Origin of the sequence: Sphingomonas gellani, from assembly GCF_900110035.1 — a bacterium.
GTDB classification, from domain to species: domain Bacteria; phylum Pseudomonadota; class Alphaproteobacteria; order Sphingomonadales; family Sphingomonadaceae; genus Sphingomonas; species Sphingomonas gellani.
In genome coordinates this window covers 164,056-187,310 of record NZ_FOCF01000009.1, presented here as the reverse complement: position 1 = coordinate 187,310, position 23,255 = coordinate 164,056, and the positions used below count along the sequence as shown (strand labels likewise).

Sequence of the window (23,255 nt, the reverse complement as noted above, 5' to 3'; positions counted from 1 at the left end):
CAGCCCGATCAGCGGATGCAGCAGGTAGGAGATGATGATGTAGATCGGTGCCCAGGGCGCGTCGAACAGCGCCACGATCGCCGGGCCGGTCAGCGTGCCGCGCAACGTGTCGAAATCTCGCATCGCCTGCGCGCGCTGGATCTGCGTCGCGCCGTTCGCCCCCAGGATGCGGTGCAGGATGTTGGACGCGGCCATCTTCTCCAGCCGGATGCTGGCGCGCAGCAGCAGCCGCATGCGCACCATGTCCAGCAGCGCGAACACGATCAACGACACCGCCAGGATCAGCGTCAGCACCAGCAGCGTCGCACCGCCCCGCGTCGGCACGACCCGGTCATAGACCTGGAGCATGAAGATCGACGGGACCAGGTACAGGATGTTGATGAGACCGGAAAACACTCCGGCGAAGATGAAATGCCGACGGCACGCGCGCAGCGCGGCGTGCAGCGGGTTGGATGGGTAGAATTGGTCCGACACGATGGTGCTAGCCCCGTTGTGGCGTCAGGATCGACAGGAGGATCAGCCGCCGTAGCTCATGGTCGCGCCCAAGCCCCGTGCCTTGGCGAGAAACTGGTCGTAGCCGCGCTCGATCTGCCAGGCGTCGGCGATGCGCGTGGCACCATCGGCGACCATGCCCAGCAGCGACAGCGCCGCGCCCGCGCGCAGATCCAGCGCGCGCACTTCGGCGCCGCGGATCGTGCCGGCGGCCTGGCCCGCGCCGTGGATGTGCGCGGTGTTGCCCCGTACCTCGCTGGAAATGCCCATCCTGGCGAACTCCTCCAGATAAGCGTAGCGGCCGACGAAGCGCAGGTCGACGATGCGCGATTCACCGCGCGCACATGCACCCATCGCGGCGAACAGCGGCTGCATGTCCGAATTGATGCCGGGATAAGGGCCGGTCGAGATCTCGATCGGATAGGCACGGCCCGAACGGACGATCGCGATGTTGCCCTCGCGAAACACCTTGGCGCCGCTTTCGCGCAGAAAGATCAGCGGCACTTCCAGGTCCTCGGCCGGGAAGTCGTGGATCTCCACGTCCCCGCCCGTGACGACCGACCCGATCAGCCAGGTCATCGCCTCCATGTTGTCGGGCATGACGCGGTGAACGATGCCGTCCAGCTGCTCGGCGCCGGTGATCTCGATCGATTCCTGGCCGTACACGGTGATCTTCGCGCCCATCCGCTCCAGGAAGCGGGCGAGGTCGAGGATCTCGGGGCGGATGTGCGGGTTCCACAGCCGGGTCGTGCCCCGCGCCAGGCTTGCGGCGATCAGCGCGTTCTCCGTCGCGCCGGTGGAGCGCATCGGCAGCACGATATCCGTGCCGGTCAGGCCGTTCGGCGCCTCGGCGAACAGGCGCTCGCCCTCGTACCACACCTTTGCGCCCAGCTTGGTCAGCACCATCTCGTGCAGGTCGGTCTTGCGGTCGCCCAGGTCGCAGCCGCCCGGCATCGGCACGCTGCCCGCCCCCGTGCGGGCGACCAGCGCGCCCAGTATCAGTAGCGTGTTGCGGATCGACCGGCCGTTCCAGTCGAGCCGGCTGGGCGGAGCGGAGCCTTCCTCGATGGTCAGCGTGCCGTTCTCCACCGTGCAACGCTTCCCCAGCGCTTCCAGCATGCCGACATGGACGATCGCGTCGAGCAGTTCGGCGGGGTAGTTGTGCAGCACGATCCGCTCGGACGTCAGCAAGGACGCGGCGAGCAGGCGCAGCACGCTGTTCTTGGCGCCGCTGACGCGGACCTGACCGACCAGCCGCGACCGCTCCACCGTCAGGAAGCGCGCTTCCGCCGAGTCATTGGCACCATCATCGGCACCGGCGGCGTCGCTGGGCGCCAGTCGCGCGGTGTTGGTGGTCATCGTGGCATCTCCTGGCCGGAATCGGGGAAAAGGGTGGCGGCGACCTCGTGCGCGGGGCGCATGGTGCCGTTGGGGGCGAGATGGCGGACCTCCGCATCCATCGCGATGCCGGTCAGGTTATGGACGCTGGACCGGGCGAGGTGGATCAGTTCCAGCACGTCGCGCGAACGCGCGTCGCCGTTGTTGACGATGAAATTGGCATGGTCGGGGGAGAATTGCGCGCCCCCGATGCTTGTGCCCTTCAGCCCGGCCTTTTCGATCGCCATGCCGGGTGGGCCGATCAGGCTGTAGAGCGCGGGATCGCTGACGAACACCGATCCGCAATTGGCGCGGACGCGGGGGAACTTGGCCCGGCGCGCGGCCAGGATCGCGATCGCTTCCCGGCGCAGCGCGTGACGGTCGCCCGCTTTGAAACGGAACCGCGCCGACACCACGATGCCCCCGCCCGACTGCAAGGCGGAGCGGCGATAGCCATAGCCCAGATCGGCATGCTCGATCCGTGACAGGGTGCCGTCCCGCGCCAGCACGTCGGCCGACACGACGTTCTCGCCGATGCCGTGGCGCTGGCTGCCCCCGTTCATGGTGACCAGACCGCCCAGCGTGCCGGGGATGCCGATGGCGTGCGTCGCACCCGCCATCCCCGCCTCGATCACCTGTCGCACAAAGCTCGGCACCCACAGGCCCGCGCCCGCCTCCACCACGCCGTCCGCGTCGATCGAGAACCCGCCGAACGCGCGCCCGATCCGGACCACAACGCCGCGAAAGCCCGCATCGTCGTACAGCAGGTTCGACCCGTCGCCGACGATCACATGCGGCACGCCGGTCCGGGCAATCACCATAAGCGCGGCCCTCAGCGCATCGACGTCGCGCGGCGTGACCACCGCATCGGCCGGCCCGCCGATCCGCCAGCGGCCAAGCGTCGCCAGCGGCAGGTCGAGGGCGAGCGCCTCCGCCGGCAGCGCATCGCGCAGCGCGTCAATGGCCGGGCGCGTTGACGCAGCACCGTCCGAAAGCGAAAAACCGTCAGCTGCCATGGGTCTTGTTGAACACCTTACCCCCAATGCTCCCGCGCCGACATGCCCCCACCATGAGCATGCCCGATGCGGCTCCTCCCAAAACCGCACCCCGTCCGATACGCGGCGAAACGGGTCCGACATCGGCGATAGCGCCGTGACGGTTAACGCGGGCCGAATATCATATTGCGAACGCGAATGTAATCGCCCGCCGCGCGGCCCACGCCGCTTTGGCCGCCCGAACCATGCAACCCGTCCATTTTTGGAAAAATGATCCAGCCGCGTCATTTCGGCCATGGACCGCTTTACAAGGTTAATCGTTTTGTATGAGTATCATCTTGGGACACCGGCGAAGATCGGATCCCCTTGACGAGAGGATCAACCTGGAATGGCCGTTACCACTACCAATCGTGAAATGACCGACGACATCATGTCCGCCCGACCGATCTACGCGCTGGCGGGATCGCTTGCCCTTGGGTTGATGCTGTGGACCGGCGCACTGGCACTGATCATCTGAACACGTGTTTCACGGACCCGATGCGGCAGCCTGACCGCATCGGGATCGGATTCACCTGACCGCATCATCGTCGCGCATATAGTTTCACATATGTATTCTGGCGCATCAGGCACACCCCGTAACGCTTCCTACATAACACGCCTCTAGTGTCACCGTGCCGCATGTGGCAGGTTGCACCTCCGGCACGGTTCAGGTGTCGCGACGTCGTGGGGGCGGCAGAACGGCGTAGTGTTGGACGATCAGGGAAACTTCGCGGTCTTGCGTCACCATGCAAACACGGTGCGCCGCAACGATCTTCGCATGCTGCTCTACGGTGTGCTCGTCCTGCTCGATGTCCTGGCGGTTGTCGGCGCGTTCGAGGCGGGATCCTACGTACGCTATAACGACTGGAACTGGCATTCGTCGCTGGATGTCGTTGTCGTCACCCTGCCGATCTTCATCCTGACGGCCTTCAACAACGGCGCCTATACGATCGATGCGCTGCGCCGGGCGCGGACGGGCATCGTCCGCTCGGCGGCCGCGCTGCTGTTCGCCTTCAGCGTGTTCCTGTTCATGTCTTACTATTTCCACCTGCTCCGGTTCGAGCCGCGCGGCGCGACCAGCATCGGCATGGTTGGCAGCTTCGCCCTGGTGGCTTTGTTAAGATTGGCGCTCAACCGGCTGGTCGTATCACCGATCGGGCACCAGCTGACGTCGGACTTGGTCATCATGGACGACGTCGCGGTGAAGGTGCCGCCGGATCATCAGGTGATCGACACGGCCAGCACCAACCTGCGTCCCAACATACGCGACCCGATGATGCTCGACCGGCTGGCGCGTCACCTGCGCCGGATCGACCGGGTGGTCGTCGCCTGCAAGCCGGAACGGGAACGCGACTGGGCGATGCTGCTCAAGGGCGCGGGTATCAACGGGGAGATCATCTCCAACGAGTTCGACGAGGTCGGCGCAATCGGCATCGGCAGCTTCGACGGACGTTCGACGCTGGTCGTCGCGGCGGGGCCGCTCAGTACCCGCAACCGCATCATCAAGCGGGTGTTCGATCTTGTCTTCGCGGTGCCTGCGTTGATCATCCTGCTGCCGATCCTGCTGGTCACTGCGCTCGCCATCAAGCTGGACAGCCGGGGCCCGGTGTTCTTCCGCCAGCAACGCGTCGGGCGTGGCAATGCCCTGTTCGAGGTGTTCAAGTTCCGCTCGATGCGTGCTGAGCAATGCGACGCCAACGGCAACGTATCCGCGTCGCGCGACGACGACCGCATCACCCGCGTCGGACGCTTCATCCGCGCCACCAGCATCGACGAACTGCCTCAGCTGCTCAACGTCCTGTTCGGATCGATGAGCATCGTCGGCCCCCGCCCGCATGCGCTGGGCTCGCTGGCGGGGCAGCAGCTGTTCTGGGAAGTGGACGAACGCTACTGGCATCGCCACGCGCTGAAGCCGGGCATCACCGGCCTTGCCCAGGTGCGCGGATTTCGCGGGGCCACCCATCGGCGCGACGACCTGACGCGCCGGCTTCAGGCAGACCTGGAATATATCGTCGGCTGGTCGGTGCTGCGCGATGTCGCGATCCTGGTATCCACCATACGGGTGGTGGTACACCGCAACGCGTTCTAGCGGGTAACGTCCGTTGCGGGGCGACGGGCGACAGGCATGGTGGACGGCCTTTTAACCACCCTGCCACACATGGCTTTAATCACATTCCGGCATGATCGCGCCATGGCACGTCTGGCACCCCTCGCACATCCGGCCGAACAGCCGCTGGTCCTCGATGAACCGTTGGTCGACGACCCGCTTGCCGGTGACTACATCGGCTTCGATGCATGGCTGCTGCCCCCGGAACAACCGAGCCGGGCGGAACGGGCGATCCGCCTCTGCTCGACCGTGGCGGGGCCGGTGGTCTTCACCGGCGCGCTGGTGGGCTTCATCGCCTGGATCGCCTGACCGGGTCGATGGCGCAGGTGACCGGACTGGACACGGCGACCGGCATATCGGTCGATGAGGCGACGTGCCGGCGCACCCTCCCGCGCGCGACCATTGCACGGCCCAGCACCCTCCGGGCCGAAGATGCCGTACCCTTGGACGTGACGGTGGAGGACCTGTCGATCGCCGGCTTCCGGTTTTCCAGCGCCGACCCGATCGCCGTGGGTACGCCCGTCCGTGTCGGGCTGGCCGGGGCCGGGCGTGCGGATGCTGAGGTGGCATGGCGCAAGGGAACGCACCATGGCTGCCTGTTCACGTCGCCCCTGACTCCCGCCGCGATCGAAGCCGCTTTCACCAACGCCGTTTCCGGCGCGACCGCGACCATCGCGCCCCGTGTTGCCACGACTTCGACGCCCTCGACGGCGGGAACATGGCGGATCGCGGGGTCCGCCCGTTTCCTCCTCGTGGCCGTGGCCGGCGCGTCGATCTGGGGTCTGGTGGCGGTCGCACTGCGGCTTTCCTGACAAGTTCACTTCGACGTGTAGTCATGTCGACACGCCCGCGTGACTCGGATGCGGGCTGTGTCGTCACAACACAGGCACCGGTATTTTGCGCCGGATCGGCGAATATCGGCACCTCATTATCGACAGATGATGCGAAGGCTGTTGTCATCGCCATTGCCGATCATCTAGGTCGCGATCGAAACGATCCCCATCAGGAGGCACCACCTTGCGCATCACCATGATCGGATCGGGCTATGTTGGCCTGGTTTCCGGCGCTTGCTTCGCCGATTTCGGCCACGACGTGGTCTGCATCGACAAGGACCAGCGCAAGATCGACGCGCTGCACGAAGGTCGCATGCCGATCTTCGAACCGGGTCTGGACGAACTGGTCGCCCGCAACGTCAAGGCGGGGCGCCTGACCTTCGGCACCGACCTGGCGCAGGGCGTGGCCGGCGCTGACGCGGTGTTCATCGGCGTCGGCACCCCGTCGCGTCGTGGCGACGGCCATGCCGACCTGTCCTATGTCCATGCCGCGGCCGAGGAGATCGGGCGCGCGATCACCGGCTTCACCGTGGTCGTCGACAAGTCCACCGTGCCCGTCGGCACCGGCGACGAGGTGGAGCGCATCATCCGCGAGGCAAATCCGGACGCCGACTTCGCGGTCGTGTCCAACCCCGAATTCCTGCGCGAGGGCGCGGCGATCGACGACTTCAAGCGGCCCGACCGCATCGTGATCGGTTCGGACGACGAACGCGCGCTGGCGGTGATGCGCCAAGTCTACCGCCCGCTGTACATCAACAAGTCGCCGATCGTGGAGATGAGCCGCCGCAGCGCGGAGCTGACCAAATACGCCGGCAATGCGTTCCTGGCGACCAAGATCACCTTCATCAACGAGATCGCGGACCTGTGCGAAAAGGTCGGCGCCGACGTGCAGGACGTATCGCGCGGCATCGGCCTGGACGGGCGCATCGGCAACAAGTTCCTGCATGCCGGCCCCGGTTATGGCGGGTCGTGCTTCCCCAAGGACACGCTGGCGCTGCTCAAGACGAGCCAGGACTATGACGCACCGCAGCGGATCGTTGAGGCGGTGGTCGCGGTCAACGACAACCGCAAGCGCGCCATGGGCCGCAAGATCATCGCCGCGATGGGTGGCGACGTGCGTGGCAAGACTATCGCGGTGCTCGGCCTGACCTTCAAGCCCAATACCGACGACATGCGCGACAGCCCTGCGATCGCGGTGATCCAGGCGTTGCAGGACGCGGGCGCCAAGGTGCAGGCCCACGATCCGGAAGGCGTCGAGCAGGCCAAGCTGGTGCTGGAAAACGTCACCTATTGCGACGGTCCGTACCAGGCGATGGAGGGCGCCGACGCGGTCGCCATCCTGACCGAATGGGACGCCTATCGCGCGCTCGATTTCGAGCGGGTGAAGGGGCTGTTGTCGCAGCCGGTTCTGGTCGACCTGCGCAACGTGTACAGCCCGGCCGAGGCCGCGGCGGCCGGCTTCTCCTACACGGGCATCGGTCGTTGAGCCGGGCGGACCCCGTTCTCGTCACGGGCGCGGCGGGGTTCGTCGGTCATGCCACCGCGCACCACCTGCTCGCCCGGGGCGAGCGGGTGATCGGGGTCGATATCGTCAACGATTATTACGACCCCGCGCTGAAGGCCGCGCGCCTTGCCACCTTCGAGGGTAAGGACGGCTTCCACTTCGAAAAGATGGACATCGCGGACGCCGGCCGCATCGCCGACCTGATCCGGTCGCAAGGGATCGTCCGCGTCGTCCACCTCGCCGCACAGGCGGGGGTCCGCTACAGCATTCAAAACCCCTTCGCCTATCAGCATTCCAACCTCGCCGGCCACCTGTCGGTGATGGAGGCGTGCCGCCATGCGCCCGGCTTCGAGCATCTGGTCTACGCCTCCTCTTCTTCCGTCTATGGCGACAAGCCGATGGGCGGGCAGGGCTTCACCGAGGACGAGCCCGCCGCCAGCCCGGTGTCGCTCTATGCCGCGACCAAGCGGGCGTGCGAGCTGATGAGCCAGTCCTATGCGACCCTGTACGGGCTGCCGCAGACAGGGCTGCGCTTCTTCACCGTTTATGGCCCGTGGGGCCGGCCGGACATGGCCTATTTCTCCTTCACGCAGAAGATCATGCGCGGCGAGGCGATCGAGGTGTTCGGCGAGGGCCGCATGGCACGCGACTTCACCTATATCGACGACATCGTCGACGGCATCGTCGGCGCACTCGACCATCCGCCCGCTATCAATGACGGGGCAGCGGCCAAGGCCGCCCTGCACCGCGTCCTCAACATCGGCGACAGCCATCCGGTCGGGCTGATGGAGATGATCGGCTCGCTGGAGCGTGCGCTCGGCCGCACCGCGGAAAAGATCATGCGCCCGATGCAGCAGGGTGACGTCACCGCGACCTATGCCGACGTGTCGAAGCTTCACGCGCTGACCGGCTATCGACCGAAAGTGATGCTGGACGAGGGCCTAACGAAGTTCGCCGATTGGTACCGGGGTTATTACGGCGACTAAACCGCGTATCCGCCCTCTGCGCGCCGGGGTGAGGGGGCGGATCGTCACCGCATGCATGATCGTGGCCGTGCTGCTCGGCACGGCCCCGCCCGCGCTGGCGGCGCCCAGTCGCGGCCCGGCGCCGATCTCCGAACTGGTCATCGACGCGCAGACGGGCCGTGCGCTGTATGCGGCGAACGCGTCGATCCGGCGCCCGCCCGCGTCGCTCGCCAAGGTAATGACCCTGCTGCTCGTCTTCGACGCGCTGGATATGGGCCAGCTGAAGCCCGGCGACCGCATCGTCATGACCCCGGCCGGCGCGCGGCAGCCGCCCAGCCGCCTAGGCCTCGGCATCGGACGAGGGATGAGCGTGGCGGCGGCGATGAAGGCGATCGCGGTTATCTCTGCCAACGACATCGCGGTGGCCTTTGCCGACCGGATCGGGGGAAGCGAGGCGCGCTTCGTCACCCGCATGAACGCGCGTGCGGCGGAAATCGGCATGACCAACACGCGCTTCGGCAATGCCACCGGGCTGGCGCCGAGTGGCGGCGTCACCACGGCCACCGACATGGCAGTGCTCGCCCGCTACCTGATCCGCCACCATCCCGACCGCTATCGCCTGTTCGCGACGCGGCAGATCCGGTGGCAGGGGCAGTCCAGGCCCAATCACAACAAGCTGCTCGGCAAGGTCAAGGGTCTGGACGGCCTGAAGACGGGCTACACGGTTCCGGCCGGCTTCAACCTCGCCGCGTCCGCGCGACGGGGCGGCAAGCGCATGGTAGTCGTCGTGATGGGCGCGCAGAGCGCAGCCGCGCGCGACCTGCTGGTCGCGAACCTGATGGAATCGGGCTTCTCCTCGCCCCAGGGATCGCGGCCCCGCGCTGTCGTTACGCACTCCGCCCGGCGCGAGGGTGGCGCGGTGCCGACCCGTCAGGATCGCATGCGGAAACAGTTGGATCGTCCCCGCGCGGCCCCGCAACGGGACGGCCGCAAGAAAACCAGCGCGTCACGACCCGCAAAGCCGGCGAAGAGGGCGCACGAACGCAAGTAAGGGACGGAAGGACGAGCTCCACCGCAGCGTCATGCCGCCTGTGGCAGACCCGCCGTCATGATCTCCCCGGCCTTGGCGACCAGGTCCGCGTCAGTCAGGTCGCGGTGATCGATCCACCATTTGGCATCGATCACGCCGAACCGAAAGTCCGGCACGCTACCCTCCGCCAGCATCGCCGAAAGCCGGCGCGCGCGGATCGTCGTCGCCCACGCCACCTGCCGGTCGCTGCCGCAAAGCTGCGGCAAATCGAGAGGGGCGACCACGACCAGATCGCGTGCAGCAACTTCCGCCTCCTGCAACCGCTTCGCAGCGACGAAGCACGTGCGGCATTCGGTCGTCCGAAGCCATGTCGCCTTGCGCACCCTCTGATCGGGAAAGCCGGCAAGATAATGGACCTGCTCATGGCCGCAGGCGTGAGTGATGCGCTGTTCCATGCTCCCAGCATGCGCTCGCGCCTGCCCGCGACAAACGGAATGAGTCGGGTCGACTCGTACTTGCGACCAAATGCTCCCGTAGAGCGGGTGCCGCTCATATTCCCCGCGGTGTGACCGGCGTTACACCCTGAACGCCCATGCGATCGATTGCACCATTCCCGCGGCCCAACTGTCCATGATCGGCGTCGACAGCGTTTCCAGGATCGGGGTCATGGCGGGGAGCTGCTTGCTCACGGTCATGCCGTTACAGCGGTGGATCCGGGAACACCGGCCGCCTGCCACACGCCCGATCAGCGGCCGAAGCGCCACCAGCGTTTGGGGGCGAACACCTCCATGCCGCGTTCGGTCGTCGCCCGTGCCAGGTCGCGCGCCAGCGAGCGCAGCTGGCGGTCGCCGAGCACGATCGGGAGATGGTCGAACCGGTGTTCGCGATACGCCTCGCGGTCGCCGATCAATTGCAGCGTCAGCACGACGCCGTGGCGCGTTTCCTCCTGCTTCCATCCGACCACGGCCCTAGGCTCGACCTCTTCCATGCTCCTCTCCTGCGCGGGCACGATATGGTTGCGGGTGGCACCGGTCGATCATGCGCTCTTCGGACCACCTTACCGGCGCGAGGATCAGGCCGCCATGAGTCGAATACTCGGAGTGCAAGGGCGCGCAACGCATAGGTGCGGCGCCACACCCCGGAACGGGCTTGATACAGAAAGGCCGGCCGGATGCACCTGCAACCCGCCGGCCGTGCCTGCCGCTCGACGGCAGGCTGGAAGGGAGGAGGGGACACCCCCTCCTCCCTCTTGTCAGAAGTGCAGCGCGGCGGTGCCCACCGTGGATCCGACATTGCTGTACACATAATATTGGATGCCGTTGTTGGTCACGGTGCCGTCGAATTCCAGTGCCGTGGTACCGGTCATCGTGACGCTGCCGCCCATGCCCGGCAGGTCGAGGTGACCGTTTGCGCCGAAGGTGATGCGACCGTCGCCATTGCCGTCGGCCAGCTTCGTAGTGGTCACCAGCAGGTCGTTCTTGGTGAAGGTGACGCGATCGGTGCCGAGGCCTGCGACCGGGTTCGCCGTGTCGAAGAAGAAGATGTCGGTCGCGCTGGCGGTCGACCGGCCCGCCATGGTGTCGTTACCGAAACTGCTTTCGTAAACGCGCTGGCTGCCGGTCGCGATCGGACGGACACGCGCATCCTCATAATAGAACATGCCGTCGACATTGCCCATCAGGCGCAACGCGATGTTGGTCACACCAGTCAGCGTCACCTTGTCGCCGTCCGACGCGTCCAGTGTGACGGTCGAGGTGCGAGAGGTGATGATGCCGTCGCCATTGTTGTCGGCGATCGCCTTTGTGGTGGCCAGCACGTCGCCACGCGTCCAGTCGGTGATCGTGTCGGCACCCGACTTTGCGTCCGAATGAATCTCGAAAATGTCGCGGCCGGCATTGCCGGTCAACCTGTTGGCGACCTCGTTGCCGATCAGGCGGTCGTTGCCGCCCCCGCCGATCGCGTTCTCGATCACCGCGCCATAAGCGATCGACACGTTGTCGGTGAACAGGCCGTTCTTCAGGCCCAGCTGCGACTTCAGGTCCTCATAATAGTCATAGGCCGCCTGGGTCCGCGCGGCGAGGCCGGCCGCGGCGCGGTTGGCGTTGACCTCTTCCAGCGTCAGGAACTCCTCGACCCCGCCGCCCGAGGAGAAGGCGCCCTGGTTCAGGTCGATGATCGACGGGGTGTTCCAGCCGGAGAAGTCGAGCGTGTCGTTGCCGCCCGCGTCCCAGATGGCGACGATCGGCCGCGTATTGACCGAGAAATCGTACACCGAATTGCCGGCGGTCGCGTTGAATCCGTACACGGTGTCGCCGGTGCGCGTGGTCATGTCGGCGCCGTAGATCTTCTGGATCGCGGCGATGTCGTGGATCAGCGGCGTCGCGGCATAGGCGAAGTTGAGCAGCTTGAAATCGATGTGTTGCGCGCCCGTCTCGTATGCGTCGAAATAGCTCATGATCGTGTACTGGCGCGAATCCTGCGCGTAGAAGGCGTCGTTCGCATAGGTGATCGGGTCGGGAACGCCGTCCCCGTCATCATCGTCGGTGGCGTTGTAGTCGCCCGGATGGCTGAGGCCGATCGCGTGGCCGAGCTCGTGCACCATGGTGGTCTGCGCGTAATAGCTTGCCGTCAGCGGCGAGAAGTTGGACGCCACACCGCCATCGATCCACACGTCGCCGCCCAGCCGGCCATAATCCTCGAACCCATAATCCTTCAGGATTTCGGCATCGTCCGTGCTGCCGAAGGGGAGGTAGGCATAAGCCTGCGCCCCGCCCGTGTCGGCATTGCCGAAGGTGATATCGGCGGACCCGGACTTGGTCTGCTGGAACGAGATCGCGATCAGGTCGTCCCACAGCTGGATCGAGCGCTGCGCCAGCGCGACCTGGCCCGAGGTGAACGCACTGAAGCTGAAATATTCGTTCAGCGCGGACGTGCCGGCGACGTTGACGTAATAGCTGTTCGCCAGCTCCTCCTTGTTCAGCCAGAAGCCGTAGTTGAGGACGCCGTCGTTCAACTCGCCATAATTGTTCTTGCCCCAGTTATAACCGGTGCGGTTCAGGTTGGCGTCGATCTGGTTCACGTCCCAGATCGGCTTGCTGGCATAGCTGCCGCCCGCCTTGGGGTCGAGCGACGCCGCGGCCGGACCGCCGTCGTCGAAACCGTGATGCGTCAGGCCCGACGCGCAGGACGGGCAGTGGCAGACATATCCGCCGGAAATATCGCTCAGTTCGGTCATAATTCTCCCCTGTTCTATGATCGCCCCGACATGTCGGGGATGACGTGCCGACCGTGTCGCCCGTCTCTGTCACGTGCCGGCCGGAATGCGTTATGGCGTCCCCTGAGACATGGCCGGAGCAATGCTCCGGCTCGTTGCGGAGCGGTGGGGCAGGATGCCTGCCAGCAGGCGTTCGGCGGCTTCGCGCCCTGCCTCCCCCTTGGTGACCGGCCATGGCACGGCGTGGCGCGCGGGCGATTCCGCGTCGTCGATTTCAACAGCCCGCCGCGCCACGGCGGCCAAGCGCCGGGCGTCGCCGATGTCCTCGATCGAGACGGTCAGCACGACCACGCCGCGATCGGCCACGGTTGCACCCTCCCGCCCGGATGCCGGATCGACGGGCAGGGCGGAGAGTGCGCGCGCCTGTTGCTGAAGAATGTCGCACAAGGACGAATCAACATCCGTCGTGCAGGAAAGGGCGATGCGGGTCGCGCCGCGCCAGAGAGGGGAAGGCGTCCCCTGCGGCATCACCGCCCCGGCGTCCGCGCGCATCGGAACGGCGGCGAGCAACAGCCCCATTGCCAAAGCGGATTCCAACACTGGCCAACGCTCCCGCCGTTTTCCCTGGTTAACAAGCGTGACACCATTGTCTAACATGTCAACTGCGTGACGCTAGGTTCATGGAATATGATGTCGCCAAACGGGACAATAAGGCCAGTCTGCACAAGCGGGTCGGCCATCTCCGAACCATGGCAATGGGCTGAGAGCAGGGCACGCCACACGGACGCCCGCGCCGCCTATCGCCGGCACGTGCACACAGCAGCGCAGACATGTCGACAGATCTACGCCGTGGAACGTGCTATTCCGCCGCGACTGCGATCCGGCCGCCCGACAGCAGCGTGTCGAAATAGGCGATGGTCTTGATCAGCCCCTCATGCAGCTGCACCAGCGGGGCCCAGTTCAACTTTTCGCGCGCGATCGCGATGTCGGGGCGGCGCTGTTTCGGATCGTCACTGGGCAGAGGCAGATTGACCAGTCGAGAGCGCGATCCGGTCAGCGCGATCACCGTTTCCGCCAGTTCGCGGATGGTGAACTCGCCGGGATTGCCGATATTGACCGGCCCCGCCTGGTCGGACGCCATCAGTTTCGAAAAGCCGTCGATCAGGTCGGACACGTAGCAGAAGGACCGCGTCTGCTGCCCGTCGCCGAAAATGGTGATGTCGTGCCCCTGCAACGCCTGCACGATGAAGCTGGACACCACGCGCCCGTCATTGGGATGCATGCGCGGACCATAGGTGTTGAAGATGCGCACCACCCGCACCTCCAGCCCGTGCTGGCGACGATAGTCGAAGAACAGCGTTTCCGCGCACCGCTTGCCCTCGTCATAGCAGGACCGCACGCCGATCGGGTTGACGTTGCCCCAATACTCCTCGGGCTGCGGGTGGACGAGGGGGTCGCCATAGACTTCCGACGTCGACGCCTGGAAGATGCGCGCGCCGGTCCGCTTGGCCAGACCCAGCATGTTGATCGCGCCCATCACGCTGGTCTTGGTGGTCTGCACCGGATCGCGCTGGTAATGGATCGGGCTGGCCGGGCAGGCGAGATTGTAGATCTCGTCCACCTCCACATAGAGCGGGAAGCACACGTCGTGGCGGATCAGCTCGAACCGGGGATGGTCGCGCAGTGTGGCGACATTGGCATGGTTGCCGGTGTAGAAATTGTCGACGCACAGCACATGCGCGCCCTGCGCGATCAGCAATTCGCACAGATGCGAACCCAGGAAACCGGCCCCGCCCGTCACCAGCACACGCTTTTCCAGGTGCATCGTCTTTTGTCTTCTTTCCCACCGTTCCGGCATGCCGGGCATCTGTCCTGATCGCCGTGCGCCGGCAGGCGTCACGACCGGGAAAGGAACGATGCGACCATGCCGGCCGATGACATGAACGCGCCGAGCATCCTCTCCCCGCCGTTAGTGTTAACGCAGCGACCGGGTGCCCGCCAGCCTTCCGCCGGGCGATCGTCATGTTTTCTGGCGCAGATTTCCCCGACGATGTGCTTCAGGTGCCCGTCACCGGCGCATGACGGACGTCCGGCGCCGACAAGGGCCGCTCAGCGTCCGCCCGCCAGGGACAGCCGCACGTCCACGGCCATCTGCTGTGCGTCGGCAAGCTGCTGCTGCGCCCCGTCCACCGCCGATTGGGCAGTGGCCAGCGCCGCATTGGCGGCATCGAAGCGTGCCTGGGACGCAGCGCGGATCCCGGCATCGCTGGTGGCGGCCAGTGCCATGGTCCGCAGCCCCTCGGCATGCAGGGTCGCGCGCGCCATGCTGCCGACATGCCCCGCCGCCAGCATCGCGGCGAGTTCGGGCGTGTCGGCCCCCGCCTGACGCCCATGACGGACCATGGTTTCGAAGAACTGCCGGAAGCGTTCGGGCGGTGGCATGTCGACCTTTTCCAGGATCGTCGGCACACGTTCCAGCCGGAACCGCCCCGCGGCCGCCTTGATCGCCTTGTACCATTTGGTCGTGCAGTCGTTCACGTCCTGGTCGAAGCCCAGAATGTCGAGCACCATGCCTTGGAAAGCGATGCCGCGCTGGACGCTTTTCGTTTCCCCGCCGCACAGGGTCACCACCGCTTCCAGCTGAAAGCCGTAGCCACCCTTTTGCGGTTCCAGGTTGGTCAGCGTGATCCCGTCCGCCGTTGCGGTATAGGCGACCGTCACGTCCGCCTTGCCCTTCACCGGACCGTTCAGGTTGGGGATGATCGTGTCCACCTGCGACAGCGTCGCGACGCCGGTGCCCGACAGCGGGATCACCTGCGCGGCCGTCCACGCCGCATTGGGGATAAGGATGCGCCATTCCGTGGACAGCATGGGCTGCACCACCCATTGCAGCGTCACGTCATAGGCGGCGGTCTCGCTGACGCTCTGCAGCGTGTAGGGATAGTCCTTCTCAAGCGTGCAGGGCGTCTTCTTCTTGACGGTGCCCTGTTCGATCAGTTGCGTGTTGGTGGTGGAGATCGCGCCGTCCAGCGACATGCCGGGCGTCACGTCGGTCCAGGGAATTGCGGGCGCGGGCAGGGTTCCGCCGATCGACAGTCCTTCCGCCGTGACGATGGCGGTGTCGAAGCTGGCACCCGTGAACGCACCCGACCCCAGCGCGCCGGCGGGCAGGCCCAGTCCGTCGAACCCGTTCTTCAGCTGCTTGCTGATCGCATTGTCGACAGCGCTTTCGGCGATCTCCACGCCCAGAAACGTCATCGCACCGAACAGCGCGCCCCCGGTCAGCGTCCCGATCACCGCCGCCACGACCTTGCAATACCAGGGCACGTCGAGGTCGGACGTCGCATTGACCAGATCGAATTTGGGCACGATCCCGCTGGGAAAGGTGATCTGCCCGGTGAACCCACCGTTCAGGTCGTAGCAGAAGCCGGACTTGCCGAACGTGCCGTCGACGACGATCCGGCCCTGCTGGAACGTGTCGCCCAGCCGCTTGATGTCGATCGTCTCGTCCGCCTGCGCCACGTAATAGCCGACCGACCCCGCATTGCCGCAACTGGTCGGCAGGCTGGCGACCGGCACCTTGAACTGCTTGGCAAGGCCCGGACAGAAGACCTGTCGGTGAAAACACCCCGCCGACATCTGAAGCGCGATGTTGCGGTTGGCGGGCAGGTCCAGCGCGACCTTGTTCTTGGGATCGCCTGCGTTGCGGGTCGATCCGTCCAGGTTCATGAACAGAACCAACCCGCCGTTGATCGCGCGCAGGCGAAAAGCGGTGACCACCAGCGGGCTGAGGCTGCCCCCGCTTTTCGGGTTGAGCGGTATCGCCGGTCCTACCGGAATGACCCCGCCATTGGGCGCGAACATGATGAGCAGCTGTTTCAAGGCGCCGGCCATGGCGGCACCGATCGCCGCGCCCCCGCCCGGCACCGCCGCCTCCACGCTGTTGTCGTCGAAGCTGTTGGTGAAATTGGCGGCGGAAAAGTCGACCTGCGCCTGTTGCAGCACATTGGTCGATCCGCCGATCGGGGTGGAGGCGACCGTGATCGCCGCGTCGATGGTGAGCGTTCCCGCGATCGGGCAGACCTGTTTGGGAAGCATCGCGCCGGACAGGCTCGCCCGGTCGTAGCGGAGCTGGAAGCGCAAGGTGGGCGTGCCGTTCGCATCGACCATCTGCGGCGTCAGCTTTCGCAGCACCGCATACAGGGTGACGGTGCCCGTCTTCCCGTTAAGCGTCAGCGGAATGGCGACGGGGCCGATCTGCACCGGACCCTTGATCGGCAATTGTTCGGGCAATTGCTTCAGGATCAGCGCGCGGATCGCCGGCCCCGCAATGGCGATGGCAAGATCGTGTCCACCCGTCAGGCTCATGGCTTGCCCCCTCCCTGCTGAAACAGCCCGCTCAGGCGGACGCGCACCCCATTCGACCCCTGAGCCGGTGTCGCCAGCACCGCCGCGAAGGCGAGCGCGGTGGAGGTCGGCGTGTGCGGAAACTCGATGCGGAACTCGGCCACCGCCTGCGGCGCCAAGTCGACCCCCGCCGCGCCCAACGCACGGACCGGATCCGTGAAAAAGGCGAGCCCCCCCTGCGGCAGCCGGTTGAGCCGTGCCACCACCTCCGCCTCCTGGGCGTGAAGGCCCGCCAAATCGGCGATCGCGATGCGCCCGTCCTGCGGCGGCAGAAGCTGAAGGGTGATGCCGATACCGGTACGCTGTCGCGTGCTACCCAGGTTGCGCACCGGGATGTCGGTGCCCGCATGCCGGACGGAAAAGGACACCGCGTTCCATGGCGTCGCATCGTCCACCACCATGCGAAAACGCCCCTGCGCATCGGTGGTGGCGGTGGCGAAGGGTGGGGGCACCGAAGCCGCGCCGCGCGTCACCGCGGCCTGTATCTCCAGCCACTCCACCGATGCCGCCACGCCCGGCGTTGGCACGACAAGTCCCGCGACCTGCATCGACAATCGCTCCCCTGCTGTGTCAGCTTCCGGATGTTGCACTATTCGATTCGGGGGAGCGATCGCTTGGCCGACAGTGCAAGTGAACGGGACCGGCGTGCAAAAACCGCTCCTCGCCCCGCAGCGACCGGCGGAATGCCGGATCGCGCCGGTGCCACGCCCGCCACACCAGTCGTCACGCGGATCCGTACCGATGGCGTCGCGCCGGCCTTGCGCACCAGCCTGCTCAGCGACGAGCTTGCCCGCCGGCTCACCTCCGGCCAGGCACGGGTGCTGGACGGGTCGGGCGGCCATCCCGACCTCGACTGGTTGAACGTCGACCTGGGCGGCGGGCTGGTTCTGGCCAGCGGCCGGATCATCGGGCTGGACGTGGAGCGCGACGCGCGCCTGCTGCGCGGCGACGATGATGACGATTGCACCCTGTTCGTGGCGCTGACCGACCATATCCGTTTCGAACAGAACGACCGGCGCGTGATGCTTCGGCGCGGCGACGGCCTGTTCGTCGCCCATGGTCGCCCGGTCAGAAGCTGGTGGCACAACGACCGTTTCCTGCTGGTGCGCCTGCCGCGAGGCGTGCTGGGTCCCATCGCGCGCGTCGAGCAGGCAGGCGGAGTGCACCTGCCCGCCCATGGCGAGGCGATGATGCTGCTACGCCCGTATCTCGCCACCCTGATGCGCCGTGCGCAAGGCGGCGAGGCGGCAAGCATGCTGGCCCGCCGCCAGATCGGCGAACTGGTCGGCCGCGCCATCCACGACGCGCTGGACGGGTCGGGCGTGCTGGGGCGGGCCGCGCTTAACGAAGCACGCCTTTGCGCCATGATCGCGACGATCGAGGCACGCTACGCCGACCCCACGCTGACCATGCGAGACGCGGCGGCCGCGGCGCATGTTTCGCTCAGGTCGGCATACCTGCTTTTCGCATCGCGCGGCCTGGATTTCGGCGGGCTGCTGCGGTCGGTACGGCTGGACCGGGCGATCGAGAGGCTTCACCATGGCGGCGCGGCGGGCGACCGCATCCTCGATATCGCGCTGGCGGTCGGCTTTTCGGACTTGTCGCATTTCAACCGAACCTTTCGCGCGCGCTTCGGCTGCACGCCGGGAGAGGCACGGGCGCGCTGATCCGGCGGAGATGCGCGCAGAATCCCGATGGTCAGGAATAACAGCGGGTTACCTGTTTTCAGTATTTGCCTGCCCGTTGCCGGTAACGCCATGCAGTTGAGGCCGTAACATCGGCCTGTATTCAGGTTGACTCAAGTCGTTGATAGTATCAACTTGGTAATGCCAAGTAGCGACTCGCGGCATACACTGATGACGCCGCCCATCGCTCGTGACGTGTATCGCGCAATTTCGGGTTTTGTCTGCGGCAGGGTCGACAGGCCATGGTGATCGCGACTGATCTTCCGAGTTGGCTGGAACGGCCTGCGAAGCGCCGGCTGCGAGTCTATGCATTCGATCCGCGATCCTCGGTGACGCTGGAAACCGCAATCTGCAACGACACGGTGATCGAGCTGCCATGGGAAACACCGTGGGAGGATGCGCTCGGCCCCGGGCCGTGCAACGATTACATCGAGGTCGTCGACTACGATCCGGCCTGCGGGCTGTTCTACGCGCCCGTCGACCTCGACCACCCCCATCTCCTTGCCCAGGACGGGCTGCCGCAGGCGGAAGGGCAGCCGCAATTCCACCAGCAGATGGTGTTCGCGGTGGCGATGAAGACGGTGCGCGTGTTCGAGCGGGCGCTGGGGCGCGGCGTGATCTGGGCGCGGACGGGCGGGGTCAACAGCCCCGGCAACTACGTCAAGCGGCTGCGCATCTACCCGCACGCCCTGCGCGAGGCGAACGCTTATTACAGCCCCGATAAGACAGCGCTGCTGTTCGGCTATTTCAAGCCGGATGAGGTGCCCGGGCAGGACTCCGCATGGGTGTTCACCTGCCTGTCGCACGACATCGTCGCACACGAAACCGCGCATGCCATCCTGCACGGGCTGCAACCGCGCACGATCGACGCGTCCAACCCCGACATGCTCGCCTTTCACGAAGGGTTCGCCGACATCGTCGCGCTGCTCCAGCATTTCACCATGACGGAGGTGGTCGAGCAGCAGATCGTCGCCTCGTCCGGGTCGCTGCGCGCCAATGGATTACTGACCGGCATCGCGGCGCAGTTCGGCCACGCGACGGGACGCGCGGGCGCCCTGCGCTATGCCCTGCAACTGATCGCAGACGAGGCGAGGGGTGCAGGCCCCGTCCGCAAGCTGGAGGACACGACCGAACCGCATGATCGCGGTCAGTTCCTGGTGGCGGCGATCTTCGACGCGTTCGCGACCATCTACGAACGGCGCACCGCCGACCTGTTCCGCCTGGCCGATTACCGGCCGGGCACCAGCGACACGCTGCCGATCGAACTGGCCCGCCGGCTGGCGCGGGAGGCGGGCAAGACGGCGGACCAGGTGCTGCGCATCTGCGTACGCGGGCTCGACTATCTGCCGCCCGTCGACAACAGTTTCGGCGAGTATCTGCGCGCGATCGTCACCGCCGATGCCGATCTCGTCCCCGACGATCCGCTGCGTTACCGCGTCGCCTTTGCCGATGCGTTCCGCAAACGGGGCATCCCGGTGCCCGGCTGCATCTCCTACGCGCCGTCCAGCCTGATGTGGGCGGAACCCGACCTGTCGGACCTGACCCACCTGGCCACGGAGAACCAGGTCACCGGCCTGATGCAGGGCGCGCTTGCCCGGCTGAAGTTCGGCGTCACCTTCGACGGCAAGGACGACGGGGATGCCTATGCCTCGTCGCAGTCGGGCAAGGTGGCCGGCCGCAACCTGCGCGAAAAGGCGATCGGCATCATCGAGCACAATCAGGTGGCGCTGTGGCAATGGCTGAACGAACCATCGATCGATCCTGACACCGGCGCGCCAACCGACGAAAAGCGAAGCTCCGAAATCGACCGGGAATGGGAAAGCCTGCTGGGCATCCGCATGGTCACCGACGACCATCCGACGATCGCGCTGTCCGAGAAGACGGGCAAGCCCGCCTATTCCGTCAACACCGCCCGCATCGCGCGGCGACAGGGGCCGGATGGGCAGGAGCTCCACCAGTTGATCGCGCACATCACACAGCGTCGGCGCGGCTATTTCGACAAGGCGTTGCAGGACAAGGCGGAAGCCGCGAGTGCGGGAAACGGTACGCGCACCGAACCCCCGGCGCAGGATTTCTGGTTCCGGGGGGGCGCAACGGTGATCGTCGACCTGCGCGACGGGCGCGTCCGGCGGATCATCCGCAAACGGATCGACGACGGCGACCGACTGGTCCGGCAGCGCGCTTTCCACACCGGCGAACCGCTGGGCATGGCGTTCGCCCGCCGCACCGGCCCGCGCGAGCCGTTCGCGCTGGTTCACAGGGCATAGGCAATGGGCGATCCCCGCATCACCGTGCGCATGTATCGCGGGCCCCAGGCGGACGGGAACAAGGTCGCGCGCGGGCTGCTCGGCGACTGCTTCCTCCTCAGCATCGAGGACGGTGACGCGCGCGCGTTCATCCTGATCGACTGCGGCGTGCTGACCGGTACCCCCGACGCGGCGGGGGTGATGCACGCGGTCGCGCAGGACATCGCGGCGGCCTGCGGCGGCCGGCTCGACCTGGTGATCGCAACGCACCAGCATGCCGACCATCTGTCGGGCTTCGCGCAGGCGGCCGACCTGTTCTTCGGCGGGGGGATCGCGATCGGCGACGTCTGGTTCGCCTGGACGGAAGACCCGGAGGACGATCAGGCGAATGAGCTTCGCGAACGGTTCGACCGATCGCGCGGCAAGCTCGCCGCTCTGACGGAAGCGATTGCGACGCCGGGTCCGCGCAGCCCTTTCGCGGCCGCACCGCACACGGCGCTGGCCGGACTGGACGCGTTCTTCGCAGCCGCGCCGACCGGGACCACCGCCGGTACGCGCATGACGACCGGCGCGATCATCGACCGGCTGCGCGACACGGCAGGAAAGGGCCATGTCCGCTATCTCGGTCCGGGCACCGTGCTGCGCACGCCCGGGGCGGTGCCGCTGGACGCGGTGGTGATGGGCCCCCCACGTGATCGGCTGCTGTTCAAGGACCTGCCGACGAAACGCGGGGACGAGGTCTATGCCGCGCCGCCCGGATCGACGCTGGCATTGCTCGACGAAGCGCTGGATCCGGCACAGCCAGACCGCAGCGGCCATTCCCCCTTCGCGCCCGGCGAGCGGCGCCTGACCGAGGTGTCGGTGCGTGCCGCGACGGACGATCCGGCGGCCGGGCCGGACGACGCGGCACGCCAGTGGCTGCGCCGACGTTATTATGACGACCTGCCCCCCGACCAGCCGAGCCGTGGCGGCGACGCGCCCGACCAGTCGCGTCGGCGGATCGACGGCGACTGGCTGAGCGCGGCCGGCGAGTTCGCGCTGCAACTGGACAGCGATACCAACAACACCAGCCTGGTGATCGCGTTTGCGTTGCCGAACGGGGACTTCATGCTGTTTGCGGGCGATGCGCAGGTCGGCAACTGGGAGTCCTGGCACAACCAGACCTATGCGCTGGGCAACGCCACGCTGACCGCCACCGACATCCTGGGTCGAACCCGGCTCTACAAGGTCGGGCATCACGGCAGCCACAACGCGACGTTGAAGGCGAAGGGGCTGGAGTTGATGACCCATCCGTCGCTGGTGGCGATGGTGTCCACCGACGAGGCGTTCGCACAGGCGCCGGCACGCGGATGGCGGATGCCGGCGGGCAACACCAAGCGCGCGCTGCTGGAGGCGACCAGGGGCCGGCTGATCCGGGGCGACCGTCGCTGGCGCGAGGACGAGGACGTTCGGCCGTTCCCCGCATCCGGCGACTTCATCGCGCGGCTGGACGAACGGGCGGGCCTGTTCGTCGACTATCGGGTTTGGGGCAACGCGGCAGAAGAACAGGAGAGGGAGAAGACGATATGAGCTTTGATCTCGAAAAGGCGCGGATGGCGATCGCCGCGGCGCCGTTGCCGCCCAGGCCGGAGGCCAGGCTGGGGATGGCAGCGCCCGCATCTGCTCCTGCGATGGCAACCGGTACGCCACAGGCGCTGGTGGTCGGCTCCGACGTGGTCAGCTTCGCCGACACGGTCGGCGCCGATTACCGTCAGGCGATCGCCGACGGCATGCTGCTCGCCCAGTTCATGGCGAATGCGCAGGTGCCGGGCAACGGCGATCCGATCGCCTGGTTCGAAGCCTATGTTTCCGCGCTCAGCACCTTCGGCTGGCGGACGCAGGCGAACGACGGCACCACCCATGACTTCAAGGGCGACGGGCTGGAGGTGCATCAGGCGATCATCCAGGTCGCGGCCGCGTTCCTGGGTGCCGCGCCCGCCGCCATGGCGCTGGTCGTCACCACGCTGAACGCGCTGGGATCGATGAACAAGGACTCACCGCTCATCACCCTGTTCAACCGGGAGGCCCAGCATGCCACCGCCGGCCGGTTCCAGGTGGCGACGGTGCATGAGGATGGGGCGGGGGAAGGTGGGGTGGCGATCGACGTCATGGCCTTTTCGCTGAAGGCGGACAGCACGGTCACCCAGATCCTGTTCTTCAAGCTGCACGTCGACCGCACCGCGCTGCGCACGCGGCACGGGACGCTGGCGCTGGACGACGCCACCATGCGGAGCGTCGCGCCGCTGCTGCGGGCGCGCGTGACCGCATACCGGGCCGCGTTCATCGGTGCGATTCCGCTTCCTCCCATTTCGGCTGATTGAG

The 23,255-nt window shown here is 66.5% G+C and carries 20 protein-coding genes and 1 pseudogene; 11 read left to right on the top strand and 10 right to left on the bottom strand.

Annotated elements, in window-relative coordinates; translation table 11 throughout:
- The 3 genes and pseudogenes from BMX37_RS16010 to murB all read right to left on the bottom strand — a co-directional run.
- Window positions 1-474: pseudogene (locus BMX37_RS16010) on the bottom strand (type I secretion system permease/ATPase); the annotation flags it as partial.
- A gap of 42 nt (window positions 475-516) precedes the next feature.
- The gene (locus BMX37_RS16005; RefSeq protein ID WP_093666772.1) at window positions 517-1,851 is read right to left on the bottom strand and encodes a UDP-N-acetylglucosamine 1-carboxyvinyltransferase; all 1,335 of its coding nucleotides are present in this window, start codon (window positions 1,849-1,851) and stop codon (window positions 517-519) included.
- The gene (gene murB / locus BMX37_RS16000; protein ID WP_093666771.1) at window positions 1,848-2,885 is read right to left on the bottom strand and encodes a UDP-N-acetylmuramate dehydrogenase; all 1,038 of its coding nucleotides are present in this window, start codon (window positions 2,883-2,885) and stop codon (window positions 1,848-1,850) included. Before murB ends, BMX37_RS16005 begins: the two co-directional genes overlap by 4 nt.
- Window positions 2,886-3,252: 367 nt before the next feature.
- Here murB and BMX37_RS19340 point away from each other — a divergent pair, with 367 nt between their 5' ends.
- From BMX37_RS19340 to BMX37_RS15970, 7 genes are all read left to right on the top strand, one after another.
- Complete coding sequence (locus BMX37_RS19340; protein WP_280139265.1) at window positions 3,253-3,381, top strand: hypothetical protein; 129 nt, start codon at window positions 3,253-3,255, stop codon at window positions 3,379-3,381.
- Window positions 3,382-3,681: 300 nt separating this feature from the next.
- The gene (locus tag BMX37_RS15995) at window positions 3,682-4,992 is read left to right on the top strand and encodes an exopolysaccharide biosynthesis polyprenyl glycosylphosphotransferase (protein ID WP_093666792.1); all 1,311 of its coding nucleotides are present in this window, start codon (window positions 3,682-3,684) and stop codon (window positions 4,990-4,992) included.
- 36 nt (window positions 4,993-5,028) lie between these two features.
- On the top strand, window positions 5,029-5,319 hold the full coding sequence (locus tag BMX37_RS18915) for a hypothetical protein (protein ID WP_170842032.1): 291 nt from the start codon (window positions 5,029-5,031) through the stop codon (window positions 5,317-5,319).
- Window positions 5,320-5,327: 8 nt separating this feature from the next.
- Window positions 5,328-5,822: a PilZ domain-containing protein gene (locus tag BMX37_RS15985; protein WP_093666769.1), complete on the top strand. Its 495-nt coding sequence runs from the start codon at window positions 5,328-5,330 to the stop codon at window positions 5,820-5,822.
- A 205-nt stretch (window positions 5,823-6,027) separates the two neighbouring features.
- Window positions 6,028-7,329, top strand: a complete 1,302-nt coding sequence (locus BMX37_RS15980) for a UDP-glucose dehydrogenase family protein (RefSeq protein ID WP_212611467.1) — start codon at window positions 6,028-6,030, stop codon at window positions 7,327-7,329.
- Complete coding sequence (locus tag BMX37_RS15975; protein ID WP_212611466.1) at window positions 7,326-8,333, top strand: NAD-dependent epimerase/dehydratase family protein; 1,008 nt, start codon at window positions 7,326-7,328, stop codon at window positions 8,331-8,333. Before BMX37_RS15980 ends, BMX37_RS15975 begins: the two co-directional genes overlap by 4 nt.
- Before the next feature lie 55 nt (window positions 8,334-8,388).
- The gene (locus BMX37_RS15970; protein WP_093666767.1) at window positions 8,389-9,363 is read left to right on the top strand and encodes a D-alanyl-D-alanine carboxypeptidase family protein; all 975 of its coding nucleotides are present in this window, start codon (window positions 8,389-8,391) and stop codon (window positions 9,361-9,363) included.
- Window positions 9,364-9,392: 29 nt separating this feature from the next.
- On the opposite strand, the gene BMX37_RS15965 is transcribed toward BMX37_RS15970, so the two are convergent.
- The 7 genes from BMX37_RS15965 to BMX37_RS18575 all read right to left on the bottom strand — a co-directional run bounded on the left by BMX37_RS15965 (window position 9,393) and on the right by BMX37_RS18575 (window position 17,511).
- Window positions 9,393-9,797 (bottom strand): hypothetical protein, encoded by a 405-nt coding sequence (locus BMX37_RS15965; RefSeq protein WP_093666766.1) that lies wholly within the window; start codon window positions 9,795-9,797, stop codon window positions 9,393-9,395.
- Between the two features lie 290 nt (window positions 9,798-10,087).
- On the bottom strand, window positions 10,088-10,330 hold the full coding sequence (locus BMX37_RS15960) for a hypothetical protein (RefSeq protein WP_139198123.1): 243 nt from the start codon (window positions 10,328-10,330) through the stop codon (window positions 10,088-10,090).
- Window positions 10,331-10,594: 264 nt separating this feature from the next.
- On the bottom strand, window positions 10,595-12,577 hold the full coding sequence (locus BMX37_RS19040; protein WP_093666764.1) for a M10 family metallopeptidase C-terminal domain-containing protein: 1,983 nt from the start codon (window positions 12,575-12,577) through the stop codon (window positions 10,595-10,597).
- Window positions 12,578-12,667: 90 nt separating this feature from the next.
- Window positions 12,668-13,135, bottom strand: a complete 468-nt coding sequence (locus BMX37_RS15950) for a hypothetical protein (protein WP_093666763.1) — start codon at window positions 13,133-13,135, stop codon at window positions 12,668-12,670.
- A gap of 280 nt (window positions 13,136-13,415) precedes the next feature.
- Window positions 13,416-14,381: a UDP-glucuronic acid decarboxylase family protein gene (locus BMX37_RS15945; RefSeq protein ID WP_093666762.1), complete on the bottom strand. Its 966-nt coding sequence runs from the start codon at window positions 14,379-14,381 to the stop codon at window positions 13,416-13,418.
- Window positions 14,382-14,665: 284 nt separating this feature from the next.
- Window positions 14,666-16,924, bottom strand: a complete 2,259-nt coding sequence (locus BMX37_RS15940; RefSeq protein ID WP_093666761.1) for a hypothetical protein — start codon at window positions 16,922-16,924, stop codon at window positions 14,666-14,668.
- A complete protein-coding gene (locus BMX37_RS18575; protein WP_139198121.1) occupies window positions 16,921-17,511 on the bottom strand; it encodes a hypothetical protein in 591 nt (196 codons plus the stop codon). The genes BMX37_RS15940 and BMX37_RS18575 overlap by 4 nt, the downstream gene beginning before the upstream one ends.
- A 135-nt stretch (window positions 17,512-17,646) precedes the next feature.
- Between BMX37_RS18575 and BMX37_RS19215 the strand changes: the two genes are divergently transcribed.
- From BMX37_RS19215 to BMX37_RS15915, 4 genes are all read left to right on the top strand, one after another.
- Complete coding sequence (locus BMX37_RS19215) at window positions 17,647-18,630, top strand: helix-turn-helix domain-containing protein (protein WP_170842031.1); 984 nt, start codon at window positions 17,647-17,649, stop codon at window positions 18,628-18,630.
- A gap of 260 nt (window positions 18,631-18,890) precedes the next feature.
- Window positions 18,891-20,915, top strand: coding sequence for a gluzincin family metallopeptidase (locus BMX37_RS15925; protein WP_093666759.1), 2,025 nt, complete (start codon window positions 18,891-18,893; stop codon window positions 20,913-20,915).
- Between the two features lie 3 nt (window positions 20,916-20,918).
- On the top strand, window positions 20,919-22,463 hold the full coding sequence (locus tag BMX37_RS15920) for an MBL fold metallo-hydrolase (protein ID WP_093666758.1): 1,545 nt from the start codon (window positions 20,919-20,921) through the stop codon (window positions 22,461-22,463).
- Window positions 22,460-23,254, top strand: a complete 795-nt coding sequence (locus BMX37_RS15915) for a hypothetical protein (RefSeq protein WP_139198119.1) — start codon at window positions 22,460-22,462, stop codon at window positions 23,252-23,254. The genes BMX37_RS15920 and BMX37_RS15915 overlap by 4 nt, the downstream gene beginning before the upstream one ends.
- Window position 23,255: the final 1 nt, after the last annotated feature.